The following is a 14,345-nucleotide window of genomic DNA, read 5'->3' as shown; positions in this document are numbered from 1 at the left end:
GGCCGCCCCGCAGTGAGGGCGTCGTCCCCCTTGAGGGGGAAGGCGCCGAAGGCGACTCAGGGGGTGCTTCATTTCTTCACAGTCCCATCGCTCGGGGCAGCCACAGCGAGATGGCTGGCACGTAGGTCACCATTAGCAGCACCACAAACAGCGCCACAAAGAACGGCATCATGGCCTTGGTAACCACACCGAGCGGCAGCTTGGCCACGGCAGCGCCGGTGAACAGCACCGTGCCCACGGGCGGCGTGATGAGGCCTATGCCCAGGTTGACCATCATGATCATGCCGAAGTGCACCGGGTCCACACCCAACAGCTTGACCACGGGCAGCAGGATGGGCGTGAGGATCAGGATGAGCGGGGACATGTCCATCAGGCAGCCCAGCAGCAGCAGCATGATGTTGATCATGGCGAGGATGACGTACTTGTTGTCCGACAGGCTGGTGAGGAAGGCTGTGACCTTCATCGGGATCATCATCATCGTCATCAGGTAACCGAAGGCCGCCGCAAAGCCGATGAGGATCATCACCACCGTGACTGTCTTGACCGTGCGGTGCACCAGCTTGGGCAGGTCGCGCCACTTGTAGTCGCGGTAGATGAACATGGTCACGAAGAACGCCCAGACCACCGCAATCGACGCCGACTCGTTGGCCGTGAACACGCCCGACAGGATGCCGCCCAGGATGATGACCATGGTCATCAGGCCCCACAGCGCCTCCACACAGATCTTGAGCGCCTGCTTGAGCGGGATGACCTCGCCCTTGGGGTAGCCTTCCCGGTGCGCGGTGAACAGGCACAACGCCGCGAGCGTGAGGCCCATGAGCAGCCCCGGCAGCACGCCGGCCATGAACAGCGCGGCAATCGACACCGTGCCCCCGGCCGCCAACGAGTACAACACCGCGTTGTGGCTGGGCGGAATCAGGATGGCCTGCACCGAACCGCTTACGGTGACTGCCGTGGCAAAGGGGCGCGGGTAACCCTTCTTTTCCATCTCGGGGATCAGCACCGAGCCGATGGACGCCGTATCAGCCACCGACGAGCCCGAGATGGCGCCAAAGAAGGTGGATGCCAGAATATTGACCAGCGACAGCCCGCCCCGGATAAAGCCCACCAGCACGCCCGCAAACGCCACCAGGCGCCGGGCCATCCCCCCCTCGGCCATGATGGCGCCAGCCAGCACGAAGAACGGAATAGCCAGCAGCGAGAACTTGTTAACGCCCGAAGCCACCTGGATCATCACGGCATCGAGCGGAAGGTCAATCCACAACGCACCGACCAGGGCCGAGAGGCCCAACGAATAGGCGATCGGCACACCGATCATCATGAGCACGAAGAACGTGCCCAGCAGTACCAAGGTATCCATGATCAGGCGCCTTCCGTCAGTTCTTCAAAGCGCACGATGCGCCGGTGGTTCTGCGGTCCGAAGACCATCTTCTCCAGCACGAACAGCAGCGTGACGGCCGCGCCGATGGGCAGCGACGCATAGGTGGCGCCCACGGGCAACCAGGGCAGCTCGGCAATGCCCTGGCCCCAGGTTTCAATGCACAGGTTGGTGCCATACCAGGCCACAAAGCCGCAGATGACCAGCATGAGCAGATCCACCAGCACCGCCAGCAGCCGCTGCAACGGGGCGGGCAATTTTTCGGTGAGCATGTTGACGGCGATGTGCCCGCCCGCACGGTAGGCCGCCGCAGCGCCGATGAAGGTGAACACCATCATGAGCAGGATGGCGATGGGCTCGGGCCACTGCGAGCCCGTGCCCATCACATAGCGGCTGAACACGCCCCACGGGATGATCAGCGACATGAAGAAGATGGCCGTGCCGGCCGCCCAGATGGTGGCCAGGTAGAGCCGGTCCATCCAGCGCAAAAAGGGGTGGTCCATACAAGCAGGTCTGAAAGACAAAGAAAAAAGGCGCAGGCAACCCACCAGGAGTTCGCCCACGCAAGACGCAAACCCAGTGCTTACTTCACCGCCTCAATGCGTTTCATCAGGTCTGCATAGTTGGCGCCGTACTTGGCACGCACGGGGGCAGTGGCGTCATAGAAGGCCTTGGTGTCCACGTTGATGAACTCCACACCGGCTGCCTTGAGCTTGGCGGTGTAGTCCTCCACGCTCTTGTCCCACAGGGCGCGCTGCTCCAGCTGCGCTTCGCGGCCAAACTTCTTGAGCAGGGCCTGGTCGTCCTTGGAGAGCTTGTCCCACGTGACCTTGGAGACCACCAGCAGTTCGGGAATGATCAGGTGGTTGGTCTGCGTGTAGAACTTGGCACCCGTGCTGTAGTGGTTGCTGGTGAAGAAGCTGGGCGCATTGTTTTCAGCGCCATCCACCACGCCGGTCTGCAGGGCGGTGAACACTTCGCCATAACCCATCGAGATGCCGTTGCCGCCCATGGCATTCATGGTGTCCACGAACAGGGGGTTGCCCATCATGCGCACCTTCTGGCCCTTGAGGTCCGCCGGCGTGCGTACGGGCTTCTTGGTGTACAGGCTGCGCGACCCGCCATCCATCCAGCCAATGGCCACCAGCTTGGCGGGCGACGCGCTGATCTTGGCCAGCAGTTCATCGCCAATGGCGCCGTCGATCACCGCACGCATATGGTCCTGGCTGCGGAACACGAAGGGCATGTTGAACACATTCACCTCAGGCACCACCGTGCCCACCGGGCCGAGCGAGGTGCGCAGGATGTTGATGGCGCCGAACTGCGTCTGCTCGATCATTTCCTTCTCGCCGCCCAGCACGCCACCGGGGAAGGTCTGGATCTTCAGGCGGCCATTGGTGGCGGCGTCAAGCTTCTTGCCCATGTTCTCCACCGCCACCACATTGGGGTAGCCAGCGGGATGCACGTCGGCCGCCTTCAGCACCATGGACTGGGCCTGGGCGGCAACGGGAAGAAAGGCCATTGCGGCCACGGCGGTGGCGCAGGCTGTCAGCAGGGAACGGCGAAAGGTCATGGTTTGTCTCCGGTGGAATGGTTTTTGAGTGATGCGGAATGGACGGGAATCCCGGCGCCAAGGGTCATTCGAAAGGACCGGTGCGCACGAACGGACCGCCCTGGTAGATGACGGCGGGGTCGCTCAAGTCGGGGTGCGGGTCGGCCGCCTCCACCTTGGCGCGGAAGGGCTCGGAGCTGTCCTGCGGGCGGTAGCCGATGTGGCGCGCCAGGGTGTTGTCCCACCAAGTGGTGGTGTTGTCGCCCATGCCGTAGATGATGGTGTGGCCTACCACTGGCGCCGTGAGGCTGGCAACAACCAGGCGCTCCAGGTCGTCGTAGCTCATCCAGGTGGCCAGCATGCGGCGGTTGCGCGGCTCGGGGAACGATGAGCCAATGCGCAGGCACACGGTTTCAATGCCATAGCGGTCAAAGTAGAAGCGCGACAAATCTTCGCCAAAGGCTTTGGACACGCCGTACAGGCCGTCAGGCCGGGCCGGGTCGTTGGGGCCCACCACTTCGTCCTGGCGATAAAAACCGGTGACGTGGTTGGAGCTGGCAAACACCACCCGCTTGACGCCTTGCTTGCGCGCCGCTTCATACAGGTTGTAGACACCCACGATATTGGCCTGCAGGATGGGCTCCCAGGGCTGCTCGGTGGAGACGCCCCCGAGGTGCACCACGGCATCAACGCCCTCCAGCAAGCTGAGCACGGCGCCCGCGTCTTCGAGGCGTGCGGGGCGCAGCTCCTCCCCTGCGCCTTCGTCGCCCAGGTTCGCGATATCAGACAACCGCAAGGTGGCGCAGTAGGCTTTCAGGCGTGCACGCAATTCCTGGCCCAGGCCTCCGGCAGCTCCGGTCAATAGCAGGCGTTGGAAACGAATAGGCGTCGGATGGCAAGGCATGGCGGTTACAAAGGCAGAGGTTCTTGGTACAGTGGCAACAGATTCCGTTGAACGTCATCAGTTGTCGTACAACGAAAAGCAATGTACCGCTTCTGCCCCCGGCGCCCCATAGGGATAACACCAAGAAATGACCACCGATACCCCGCTTCGCCGCAAGCCCCGCACACTGGCCCTGGAGCTTGTCGAATCCCTGGGAGACCGCATCCGCGACGGCCGCCTGGCCCTGGGCGACAAGCTGCCCACCGAGGCCGCCATCATGGCCGAGTTCAGCGTGAGCCGCACCGTGGTGCGCGAGGCGATTTCCAAGCTGCAAGCCTCTGGCCTGGTGGAAACGCGGCACGGCATCGGCACCTTTGTGCTGGGGCTGGGGCAGGCGCCCGGCTTCAAGATCACCCCCGACCAGTTCAGCACCCTGCGTGACGTGATTGCCGTACTGGAGCTGCGCATTGGGGTAGAAACTGAAGCCGCCGCGCTGGCCGCGCAACGCCGCACCGAGGCCAACCTGAAAGCCATGCGCGAGGCGCTGGACGCCGTGGCAGCCGCCGTGGATGCGGGCCGCGACGCGGTGGCGGCGGACTTCCAGTTCCACCTGGAAATCGCACGTGCCACGCAGAACAGCCACTTCGCCGAACTGATGGGCACGCTGGGCAGCATGATCATCCCGCGCGCCCGCCTGGCCGCCATGGATTCGGCCAATGACGAGCGGCGCCAGTACCTGCGCCGTGTCAACGGCGAACATGAAAGCATCTACGACGCCATCGTGGGCCAGGATCCCGACGGTGCACGGGCCGCCATGCGCACCCACCTGGCCAACAGCCGCGAACGTCGGCGGCGCGCGCAGGCCGAAGCGGGCTGAATCACCCCAGCCGAGTCACTCCTTCATGAACCCTGGGGAATCATGGCCAAGGTGAGACGCCCGGTTGTCCCATCAGTAGTTACCCGACAACCGAGAGGACTTCTTATGTTGTACGATGACATACAACAAAATGTTGCAATGCTTTCGCGCGGTCGGGACTGCGGCGCCTTTCAAACCACCAGGAGTTGTCTGCCGTAAAGCCCTCAGCGCACATTGAAAGACATCCTTCCTGGGTGCAGCGTCAGTTTGCGCTGCGCAAGCTGCGCACTCGGCATGCAACCGCCCCTTTTTTTCTCAACACCCTCTTCTTCACCACCACACCACCACCATGCATGCAAACCTGATTGGCGGCGCCTGGACTGACGGCGTTCGCACCTACCAGAACACCAACCCGTCCGACACGCGCGATGTGATCGGCGACTACGCCGTGGCGAGCCGCGAGCAGGCGCTGGAGGCCGTGTCGGCAGCCCACGCGGCGTTCCCCGCATGGAGCGTGTCCACGCCCCAGCAGCGCTTTGACATCCTGGACGCCGTGGGCAACGAAATCATCGCGCGCAAGGCCGAGCTGGGCGACCTGCTGGCCCGCGAGGAAGGCAAGACCCTGCCCGAAGCCATTGGCGAAGTCGGCCGCGCCGCGGCCATCTTCAAGTTCTTTGCTGGCGAGGCCCTGCGCCCCGGCGGCGAGCTGATCCCCTCCGTACGCCCCGGCGTGGGCATCGAGATCACGCGCGAGCCTCTGGGCACCATCGGCATCATCACGCCGTGGAACTTCCCCATCGCCATCCCCGCCTGGAAGATCGCGCCCGCATTGGCCTACGGCAACTGCGTGGTGTTCAAGCCCGCCGAGGTGGTGCCCGGCTCCGCCTGGGCGCTGGCAGACATCCTGCACCGCGCAGGGCTGCCTGCCGGTGTGTTCAACCTGGTGATGGGCCGGGGCTCGGAGGTGGGCGCCGTGCTGCTGGAAGACGAGCGCATTGCGGGCGTGAGCTTTACCGGCTCCGTCGGCACGGGCCAGCGTGTGGCCGCCGCCTGCGTGCCGCGCGGTGCCAAGGTGCAGCTGGAGATGGGCGGCAAGAACCCGTTTGTGGTGCTAGACGACGCCGACCTGAATGTGGCCGTGGGCGCGGCCATCAACAGCGGCTTTTTCTCCACCGGCCAACGCTGCACCGCCAGCAGCCGCGTGATCGTGACCGAAGGCATCCATGACCGCTTCGTGGCCACCATGGTCGAAAAGATGAAGACCCTGAAGGTGGATGACGCCCGCAAGGCCGGCACCGACATCGGCCCCGTGGTGGACGACCGCCAACTCGCACAAGACCTGGAATACATCGGCATCGGCCAGCAGGAAGGCGCCAAGCTCACCTACGGCGGCGAAGCCCTGGAGAAGAACGCCGACGGCGCGCCCGGCTACTACCTGCGCCCCGCCCTGTTCACCGAGACCACGCCCGGCATGCGCATCAACCGCGAAGAGATCTTCGGCCCCGTGGTCAGCGTGTTGCGCGCCAAGAACTACGAGGAAGCGCTGGCCCTGGCCAACGACACGCCCTTTGGCCTGGCCAGCGGCATCGCCACCACCAGCCTCAAGCACGCCACGCACTTCAAGCGCCATGCGCAAGCCGGCATGGTGATGGTGAACCTGCCCACGGCGGGCGTGGACTACCACGTGCCGTTTGGCGGCCGCAAGAGCAGCAGCTACGGCCCGCGCGAGCAAGGCCGGTATGCGGCCGAGTTCTACACCACGGTCAAGACGGCCTACACCCAGGCCTGAACCTGGCGCCGCCGCCGACGCGGCGGCGCCAGCAGCCACGGTGCTTGCCCTGCGTCAAATTGCCAAAAAATCCGGCCCTGGCGCCGATGCAGAAAGCGAGTAACGCTATAACATTTATAGCAAACCGCCCCGCACCGCTGTGTGGCCGCAGTATCATCGCGCCCCATGACCGCCCTCCCACGAACAACCTTTGCCGCGCTGCGCCTGTGGGTGCTGGCATGGTTCGTGGCGTCGATGGGGGTGGCGATTGCATCGCCGCTGGTGAACCCGCAATCCTTCGAAGTGATCTGCTCGGGCACCGGCGCCATCAAGCTGCTGGTGCAGACCGACGATGGCACGGTGGAGATGGGCGCCATGGGCATGGACTGTCCCTTGTGCGCCACTCCCAGCGCGCCGCCCCCCACCCCGGTAGCCGCCGTGCTGCCACCCCACCCCCTGGCCCATGCGCTGCAGCCCGTCGAGGCTGCCCGCATTGCGGCCGCCACCGCCGCCCCGCTGCCGGCGCGCGGGCCGCCCACACGCTCTTGAACTGACGCCCCTCGCAGCGCCCGGCACCTGGTGGGCGGGTGCTGCGCAGCCTTTCTTCGTTGGTTTCAAGACGGCGCCAGCCTGGGCTTTGGAGCTTGCCCGGCTGCACTGTCGCTTCGAGAGCATTTTCATGTCCCGTTCTTTTTCGCGCCGCGCTGTGCCCGGTGCACGCGCAGCCTTCTTCCCGCTTTCCCCTCTGTGCATGGGTGTGCTCGCCACCTGCGCGCTGGCCTCGATGGCAGCCCACGCACAGACCACCACCGCACCCACATTGAAGGCCGTGGATGTGGTCGATGCCGCCGCATCCCCCAACGGCAAACTGAGTCTGGACACCCCCGTGGACACCGCCAGCCGCCTGGGCCTGACGGCGCGCGAGAACCCGGCCTCCGTCACCGTGGTGGACCGCACCACAATCGACGCACGCGGCGCACAGGACACGCAGGAAATCCTGCGCGCCGTGCCGGGCGTGGTGGCGCACAACGCGCCGGGCTCCATGTCCGCGCACTACCGGGGCTTCACCAGCAACTCGGTGGCGCAGCTCTACAACGGCATCAACCCGCAATACGGCAGCGCCACGCGCGCGGTCGATAGCTGGATCTACGACCGCGTCGAGGCCATCGGCGGCGCGTCGAGTTTTCTGTACGGCTCGGGCGGTGTGGGTGGCTCCATCAACTACATCACCAAGACGGCCGAGCGCAGCGACTTCGCCGAAGGCCAGTTGCGTCTGGGCTCCTACGACATGAAGGAAGCGTCCGTCGGCCTGAACCGCCGCATCGCGGGCGGCAATGGCGGCGCAGGCCCAGCGCACTACGCGCGCATCGACCTCAACCACCGCAACGCGGGCAGCTGGACCGAGGGCACCAAGACCCAGTCCACCCAGCTCGCGACCTCGCTGCTGTCGGACCTGGGCGGCGGCTTCAGCCACATGCTGGCCTACGAATACCAGAAGGACCATGTGGACCGCCCCTACTGGGGCACGCCGGTGCTCAACCCCGCCGTGGGCGCGCTGACCATCGACCCTGCCACGCGCTTCAAGAACTACAACAGCGCCGACGGCATGTACGAGCACCGCGTGCAGTGGCTGCGCTCGGTGGCGCAGTGGCGCGTGTCGGACGCTCTGCAGCTCAAGAACACGTTCTACGTGTACGACGCCCTGCGCGACTACCGCAATGTCGAGATCTACACCTTCAACGCGAGCAACACGGCCGTCACGCGCACGGCACCCTACCTGCAGCGCCATGACCAGACGCTGGTGGGCGACCGGCTGGAGGGCACCTACCAGGGCCAGCTCGCAGGCCGTAAGAGCGACTGGGCTTTTGGCCTCGATGTGAGCGTGAACAAGCAGACGCGCTTCCCGTTCGGCCCCTCGGTCACCGTGAGCACAGTCAATCCCTACAACTTTTCCACCGAGAATTTCTTCGACATTCCCGGCATGTCGCCCGTCCTGAACCCTGACAAGGACAACAAGATCACCAACACGGCGCTGTACCTGGAAAACCGCACCCTGGTGGCATCCGGGGTGAACCTCATCACCGCACTGCGGCACGAGCGCATCGACCTCAACCTGGTGAACCGCCGTGCGGTGACGGCCACATCGCCCGCCACTTTCAGCCGCAGCTACAGCCCCACCACCGGCCGCCTGGGCGTGGTGTGGGACATTGCGCCCGGCGCCAACCTGTATGCGCAGGCCTCCAACGCGGCCGACCCACCCTCGGGCTCGCTGGCCTCGGCCTCGTTCGCCGATGTGCGCAACAACAGCGAGCTGACCACGGGCCGCCAGGTCGAGGTGGGCAGCAAGTTCGACTTCTGGGACGGCAAGGGCAGCGCCACGGTGGCGGCGTTTGACATCCGCCGCAAGAACATCGCATCGCAAGACCCATCCAACCCCAACTTCACAGTGCTGGTGGGCGAGCAGTCGTCCAAGGGCATCGAACTGTCGGCTGGCATTCGGCCCACGCCGCAATGGCAGTTGCAGGGCAACCTGGCGCTGACCCGCGCGCGGTACGAAACCTTTGTGCAGGGCGGTGTCTCGCGCGCGGGCAACGTGCCGCAACTGGTGCCGCAGCAGGTGGCCAACCTGTGGGCCTCGTACGCGATCACGCCCACCGTCACGGCCAGCGTTGGCGTGCGCCATGTGGGCAAGGTGTACGGCAACGCAGCCAACACCAAGTTCTGGCCGTCGTACACGCTGCTGGACCTGGGCCTGGCCTGGAAGGTCAACAAGACGACCACCCTCACCGGTCGGGTGCGCAACGCCACCGACCGCATCTACGCGGCAGAGACGCGCGACCAGGTCTACCTGGGCGCACCGCGCACGCTGGACGTGACGCTGCACACCGCGTTCTGACGCAGGCGGAGCACCAGACATGCCACACGCCAAACGCTGGCTCTACCTCGTCCACCGTTGGCTGGGCGTGCTGCTGTGCGCCTTCTTCGCCATGTGGTTCATCTCGGGCGTGGTGATGATGTACGTGGGCTACCCCAAGCTCACACAGGCCGAGCGCCTGGCTCACCTGCCGCCGCTGCGCAGCGCAACGCTGGGCACAGAGCCTCTGCTGGAGCCCGCTGACGCCTTGGCGCACGCAGGCCTGACAGGCCCGCTGCAGGACCTGAGGCTCGCCGTGGCCAGCGGCGCGCGCGCGGTGTACATGGTGGTTCCCGCCGCCCCTGCCGGAGACGCCGTACCACGCCCGGGCAGGGCGCCAGCGCCTGCGGTCATCGACGCCCTCACAGGCGAACGGTTGCAGCGCGTAGACGCCGAGCACGCCCTCGCTTCGGCTCGCGCCTTCGCGCAGGAGCCCGGCGCACGGATCGCACACCTGGGCACGATCGACGAAGACGCCTTCACCCACTCGCGTGCGCTCGACGCGCACCGCCCCCTGCACCGCCTGCACCTGGGCGACAGCGCGAGCACCGTGGTCTATGTGTCAGGCACCACGGGCGAGGTGGTGCGCGATGCGCCGCTGCAGGAGCGCGCCTGGAACTACGCAGGCGCCTGGATCCACTGGCTCTACCCCTTCCGGGGCAATGTCTTCAACGGCTACTGGACAGACATCGTCAACTGGCTTTCTATTGCGGGCATCGTGCTCACGCTGACGGGCACCGTGGTGGGCGTGCTGCGCTGGCGCTTCCAGGGCCGGTACAAGACCGGTTCGCGCACGCCGTACCGGGGCTTCATGATGCGCTGGCACCATGTGTTCGGGCTGGTGTTTGCGCTGATCACATTCACCTGGATCTTCAGCGGCCTCATGTCCATGAACCCGTGGAAGATTTTTGACAGCGGCGCCGCGCCACTGCGCCAGCAGGCCATGAACGGCGGCCCGCTGGTGTTGCCCCCGCAAGCCGCCACCGTGCAGGCTTTGCTGTCAGGCGGTTCACCGAACACGCGGGAGCTGCGCTGGGTGCAAAGCGCGGGCCACCCGCTGGTACTTGCGTACAGCCCGACCGGCGCCCCCGCGCTGCTCGACGCGACCACTGCCGCACCCCACCAGTGGCCCCCAGGCGCGGTGGCCGAGGCCGCAGCGCGCCTGCTGCCCCACGCCGTGGTGCGCACCGAAACGCTGACCGCCTACGACCTGCACTACTACGATCGCGCCACCCACACCATGACGGGCGGAGGCGACAAGCCCCTGCCCGCGCTGCGCCTGGTGTTTGACGACCCCCATGCCACCTGGATCCACATCGACCCCCACACCGGCGCCGTACTCGGCCGCACCGACAGCTATCGCCGTACCAGCCGCTGGCTGTTCTCCATGCTGCACAGCTGGGACTGGCTGCCGCTGCTGGAGCGGCGCCCGCTGTGGGACATCGTTCTCATTGTGCTGAGCCTGGGTGGTGCGGTGCTGAGCGCAACGGGGGTTGTCATTGGATTGCGGCGGCTGGGCACCAAGTTCGCATTCGTAGCGGGCCCAGCGTCGCAGCTTGCCGGACAGGGCCGCCGCAGGCGCGCCCGTGTCTTGCCTACGACAGGTGGCTGAGCAGTCATTTTTTGCTTGATACCTTTTGTTTCAAACAACTACACTGGGCTTCACCCACCGCACGTCCATCCCGGGCGTGCGGGGGCTCCATCCCTCGCAGAGATTTTCCCCATGCAACTGATCCGCACCATCACTGGCGCCGCCCTCCTGCTGGCCGCTGGCACTTCGGCCTGGGCCGCCACCGACTACAACCGCCCACCTGCAGGCGACGCGCAATACCGGCAGTGCCTGAGCTACTCTGCCACCGTTTACGAGGGTGGCAACGAGCCCAGCCCCATCAAGGGCCAAACCAAGGCCCAGGCCTGGTGCACCTGCATGTGGAACGAAACGCCCGAAGATTTCAAGGGCAACCTCGTGAAGTTCGCTGAAACCCGCAAGGGCAAGGAAACCAACAAGCTGTGCGAAAAGCACTCGGACTGGAGCGAATGAAAAGAGTCCGCTCACCGCAGCGCACTGCCAGCCGCCCTCGGGCGGCTTTTTGTTGGACGGGAGCGGGTTGCCTCAGCGCAGGTCACCCCCGGCTGCGTAGCGTCCGGCTCAGCAAGATCACCGGCACCAACCCCACGGCCACCAGCGCCAGGGACGGCAACGCCGCCTCACCCAGCCGCTCATCGCGCGCCAGCTGGTAGGCCACCACGGCCAGGGTGTCGCTGTTGAAGGGGCGCAGCACCATGGTGGCGGGCAGCTCCTTCATCACGTCCACAAACACCAGCAGCGCGGCAGCAGCGGTAGACCGCTTGAGCAGCGGCCCATGCACGCGCGCCATCAGGCCCACGCTGCCCATGCCCAGCATGCGGGCAGAGTCATCCAGACTGGGGGGAATTCGCGCGTAACCGCTCTGAATGGACTGCAGCGCCACCGCGCAGAACCGCACCAGGTACGCCCATACGATGCCCAACGCCGTGGCCGTGACCAGCGCACCCACCCCCCACTGCGGCATGGCCGCCTGCAGCCAGCCCACGGGCAGCAGCAGGCCCACCACGATGACGGCACCTGGCACGGCGTAGCCCACGCTGGCCAGTTGCACCACGCCGCGCGTGATCGCATCAGGCTGGCGGCGCACGGCAAACGCCAGGGCCAGCGCAATCATCACGGCCAGCGCAGCGGTGATGCATCCCAAGCGCACGCTGTGCCAGGCCCATTCCATGAAACGCTCCCACGGCAGCACCGACCAGTCGGCCGCCAGCGGGCGCAGCATGAAGAGGACCGGGGCGACAAAGCCCATCACCACCGGCACCGCGCACACCACCCAGGCGGCCAAGCGGCGTGCGCCGCGCAGCGCCAGGGGCTGTGCCTCGGCCGAGCCTGCGCGCCCGCCGCCCGTGGCGAAACGCATGCGCTTTTGCGCGCGATGTTCCAGGTGCAGCAGCGCCGTCACCACCACCAGCAGCATGGTGGCCAGCTGCGCGGCGGCCAGGCGGTTGTCCATCGACAGCCAGGCCTTGTAGATGCCGGTGGTGAAGGTCTGGATGCCGAAGTAGCTGGCCACGCCAAAGTCAGCCAGCGTTTCCATCAGCACCAGCGCAACGCCTGCAGCGACTGCCGGGCGTGCCAGAGGCAGCGCCACGGCGCGGATGCGGCGCGACAGCGGAGCGCCCAGCAGGCGCGCGGCCTCCATGAGGTGCGCGGCACGCTCGCCCAGCGCCGTGCGCGCCAGCAGGTACACATACGGGTACAGCGAAAAGATGAACACCCACACCGCGCCGCCCAGGCTGCGCACCTCGGGCAGCAGGCGGCCTTCCAGGCCAAAGGTGTTGCGCAGGCCCACCTGCAGCGGGCCGCTGAACTGCAGAAAGTCGGTGTAGGCATACGCAGTGACATACGCAGGCATGGCCAGGGGCAGCAGCAGCAGCCACTCGAAGGTGCGGCGGCCCGGGAAATCAAACAGCGTCACCGCTGCTGCCGTGCCTGTGCCCACAATGGCCGCGCCCAGGGCCACCAGCACGCTCAGCCACAAGGTCGTCCACACATAGCCGGGCAACACGGTGGCCGCCATCTCGCGCAGGATGGCGCCTGCCTGCGCATCGCCCTGCCCCACGGGCAACCACGATGCGAGCACGGCCAGCACGGGCAGCGCCAGAAACCCCGCGAACAGGATCAAAGGGATGGTGCGAAGGGCAGAAAAAGGCGTGCGGCGCAAGGCGAGTGGCTCGGCAAAGTAAGAAAGCGCACACCCGCTGGCAGGCTCAGGCCGGGCAACGATCAGGAATGCAAATGCGAATTTTAAGCATTCGTCCCTGCCCGCCTAGAATCAAGCGATGTTTCTAGAGGTCTCCCAACTCGAAGTGCGCTACGCAGGCCGCCCCAACGCGGCGGTGGAAGGCGTCACGCTGGGCCTGCATGCAGGCGATATCGGTGTGCTGATCGGCCCCTCTGGCTGCGGCAAAACGACACTGCTGCGCGCTGTGGCAGGGCTGGAGCCCGTGACGGGCGGCGAGATCCGCCTGACCAAAAGTGTGGTCAGCAGCGCCACGCTCAGCGTGCCGCCTGAGCTGCGGCGCATTGGCATGGTGTTCCAGGACTACGCGCTGTTCCCGCACCTGTCGGTAGGCCGCAACGTGGCGTTTGGCATCCACCAGTTGCCCCGTGCCGAGCAGGCCGCGCGCGTGGCCGAGGTGCTGCAGCTGGTGGGGCTGGAGGGCAGCGAGAACCGCTTTCCGCACGAGCTTTCTGGCGGGCAGCAGCAGCGCGTGGCCCTGGCTCGGGCTTTGGCACCACGCCCGCAGCTTATGCTGCTGGACGAGCCTTTTTCGAACCTGGACGTGGACCTGCGCGAGCGCCTGGCCCACGAGGTGCGCGGCATTCTGAAAGCCGCTGGCGCCACGGCCCTGTTTGTGACGCATGACCAGTTCGAGGCCTTTGCCATTGGCGACGTGATCGGCGTGATGCACGAAGGCCATCTGCACCAGTGGGACGATGCGTACACGCTGTACCACCGCCCCGCCACACGGTTTGTGGCCGACTTCATTGGCCACGGCGTGTTCGCCCCGGCCACGCTGCTGCAGCGCGGCAACAACGTGGTGGCGCAGACGCCGCTGGGCGAGCTGACCGACCTGGAAGAATGCCCCCTGCCCAGCAGCTACCCCGGTGGCGAATGTGATGTGCTGCTGCGTGCGGATGACATCGTGCACGACGACCATGCCCCCGTGCAGGCGCAGATCGTGCGCAAGTCGTTCCGGGGTTCGGAGTTTCTGTACACGCTGCGCCTGGCCAGCGGCCACACGGTGCTGGCGCATGTGCCCAGCCACCATGACCACGCCTTGGGCGAGTGGATAGGCATCCGCGCCCAGGTGGACCATGTGGTGACGTTCCCCCGCGAACGGGGAACCACCATCTAAGCCCAAATAGGCTCTAGCGCTTATCCATAAAGCGCTGGTTGCTA

The 14,345-nt window shown here is 66.0% G+C and carries 12 protein-coding genes; 7 read left to right on the top strand and 5 right to left on the bottom strand.

The genetic code is table 11. The features are described from left to right. Positions 1–76: 76 nt before the first annotated feature. The 4 genes from ACSQ22_RS20025 to ACSQ22_RS20010 all read right to left on the bottom strand — a co-directional run bounded on the left by ACSQ22_RS20025 (position 77) and on the right by ACSQ22_RS20010 (position 3,834). Positions 77–1,360, bottom strand: coding sequence for a TRAP transporter large permease (locus ACSQ22_RS20025; RefSeq protein ID WP_176886894.1), 1,284 nt, complete (start codon positions 1,358–1,360; stop codon positions 77–79). Between the two features lie 2 nt (positions 1,361–1,362). Next, positions 1,363–1,881, bottom strand: coding sequence for a TRAP transporter small permease (locus ACSQ22_RS20020; RefSeq protein WP_176886896.1), 519 nt, complete (start codon positions 1,879–1,881; stop codon positions 1,363–1,365). An 80-nt stretch (positions 1,882–1,961) separates the two neighbouring features. Next, on the bottom strand, positions 1,962–2,951 hold the full coding sequence (locus ACSQ22_RS20015) for a TRAP transporter substrate-binding protein (RefSeq protein ID WP_436131338.1): 990 nt from the start codon (positions 2,949–2,951) through the stop codon (positions 1,962–1,964). A 64-nt stretch (positions 2,952–3,015) separates the two neighbouring features. Further along, a complete protein-coding gene (locus ACSQ22_RS20010; RefSeq protein ID WP_436131337.1) occupies positions 3,016–3,834 on the bottom strand; it encodes an NAD-dependent epimerase/dehydratase family protein in 819 nt (272 codons plus the stop codon). 127 nt (positions 3,835–3,961) lie between these two features. Between ACSQ22_RS20010 and ACSQ22_RS20005 the strand changes: the two genes are divergently transcribed. From ACSQ22_RS20005 to ACSQ22_RS19980, 6 genes are all read left to right on the top strand, one after another. Beyond that, the gene (locus tag ACSQ22_RS20005) at positions 3,962–4,690 is read left to right on the top strand and encodes a FadR/GntR family transcriptional regulator (protein WP_121505524.1); all 729 of its coding nucleotides are present in this window, start codon (positions 3,962–3,964) and stop codon (positions 4,688–4,690) included. A 328-nt stretch (positions 4,691–5,018) separates the two neighbouring features. Continuing rightward, positions 5,019–6,458 carry an aldehyde dehydrogenase family protein gene (locus tag ACSQ22_RS20000; RefSeq protein ID WP_436131336.1) on the top strand — a complete coding sequence of 480 codons (1,440 nt, stop codon included), beginning with the start codon at positions 5,019–5,021 and terminating at the stop codon, positions 6,456–6,458. A 165-nt stretch (positions 6,459–6,623) separates the two neighbouring features. Beyond that, on the top strand, positions 6,624–6,986 hold the full coding sequence (locus tag ACSQ22_RS19995; RefSeq protein WP_436131335.1) for a DUF2946 family protein: 363 nt from the start codon (positions 6,624–6,626) through the stop codon (positions 6,984–6,986). 130 nt (positions 6,987–7,116) lie between these two features. Next, positions 7,117–9,333: a TonB-dependent receptor gene (locus tag ACSQ22_RS19990; RefSeq protein ID WP_436131334.1), complete on the top strand. Its 2,217-nt coding sequence runs from the start codon at positions 7,117–7,119 to the stop codon at positions 9,331–9,333. A gap of 19 nt (positions 9,334–9,352) precedes the next feature. After that, positions 9,353–10,963, top strand: a complete 1,611-nt coding sequence (locus ACSQ22_RS19985; RefSeq protein WP_436131333.1) for a PepSY domain-containing protein — start codon at positions 9,353–9,355, stop codon at positions 10,961–10,963. 111 nt (positions 10,964–11,074) lie between these two features. Next, positions 11,075–11,392 (top strand): hypothetical protein, encoded by a 318-nt coding sequence (locus ACSQ22_RS19980; protein ID WP_055402051.1) that lies wholly within the window; start codon positions 11,075–11,077, stop codon positions 11,390–11,392. Positions 11,393–11,474: 82 nt separating this feature from the next. Here the strand turns inward: ACSQ22_RS19980 and ACSQ22_RS19975 are convergent, their stop codons facing one another. After that, on the bottom strand, positions 11,475–13,103 hold the full coding sequence (locus ACSQ22_RS19975) for an ABC transporter permease (protein WP_436131332.1): 1,629 nt from the start codon (positions 13,101–13,103) through the stop codon (positions 11,475–11,477). A gap of 118 nt (positions 13,104–13,221) precedes the next feature. On the opposite strand from ACSQ22_RS19975, the gene ACSQ22_RS19970 reads away from it, so the two are divergent. Next, positions 13,222–14,301 carry an ABC transporter ATP-binding protein gene (locus ACSQ22_RS19970; RefSeq protein ID WP_218301749.1) on the top strand — a complete coding sequence of 360 codons (1,080 nt, stop codon included), beginning with the start codon at positions 13,222–13,224 and terminating at the stop codon, positions 14,299–14,301. The last annotated feature ends 44 nt before the right edge of the window (positions 14,302–14,345 follow it).

Origin of the sequence: Acidovorax sp. LjRoot38 (assembly GCF_964252975.1) — a bacterium.
Lineage (GTDB): Bacteria > Pseudomonadota > Gammaproteobacteria > Burkholderiales > Burkholderiaceae_C > Acidovorax > Acidovorax facilis.
This window is presented reverse-complemented; position numbering and strand designations above follow the sequence as displayed.

Coding starts and splice junctions, on each gene's coding strand:
- ACSQ22_RS20000 (WP_436131336.1), top strand. CDS start 5,019: ATGCATGCAAACCTGATTGGCGGCGCCTGGACTGACGGCGTTCGCACC.
- ACSQ22_RS20010 (WP_436131337.1), bottom strand. CDS start 3,834: ATGCCTTGCCATCCGACGCCTATTCGTTTCCAACGCCTGCTATTGACC.
- ACSQ22_RS20025 (WP_176886894.1), bottom strand. CDS start 1,360: ATGGATACCTTGGTACTGCTGGGCACGTTCTTCGTGCTCATGATGATC.
- ACSQ22_RS19970 (WP_218301749.1), top strand. CDS start 13,222: ATGTTTCTAGAGGTCTCCCAACTCGAAGTGCGCTACGCAGGCCGCCCC.
- ACSQ22_RS20015 (WP_436131338.1), bottom strand. CDS start 2,951: ATGACCTTTCGCCGTTCCCTGCTGACAGCCTGCGCCACCGCCGTGGCC.
- ACSQ22_RS20020 (WP_176886896.1), bottom strand. CDS start 1,881: ATGGACCACCCCTTTTTGCGCTGGATGGACCGGCTCTACCTGGCCACC.
- ACSQ22_RS19980 (WP_055402051.1), top strand. CDS start 11,075: ATGCAACTGATCCGCACCATCACTGGCGCCGCCCTCCTGCTGGCCGCT.
- ACSQ22_RS19985 (WP_436131333.1), top strand. CDS start 9,353: ATGCCACACGCCAAACGCTGGCTCTACCTCGTCCACCGTTGGCTGGGC.
- ACSQ22_RS20005 (WP_121505524.1), top strand. CDS start 3,962: ATGACCACCGATACCCCGCTTCGCCGCAAGCCCCGCACACTGGCCCTG.
- ACSQ22_RS19990 (WP_436131334.1), top strand. CDS start 7,117: ATGTCCCGTTCTTTTTCGCGCCGCGCTGTGCCCGGTGCACGCGCAGCC.
- ACSQ22_RS19995 (WP_436131335.1), top strand. CDS start 6,624: ATGACCGCCCTCCCACGAACAACCTTTGCCGCGCTGCGCCTGTGGGTG.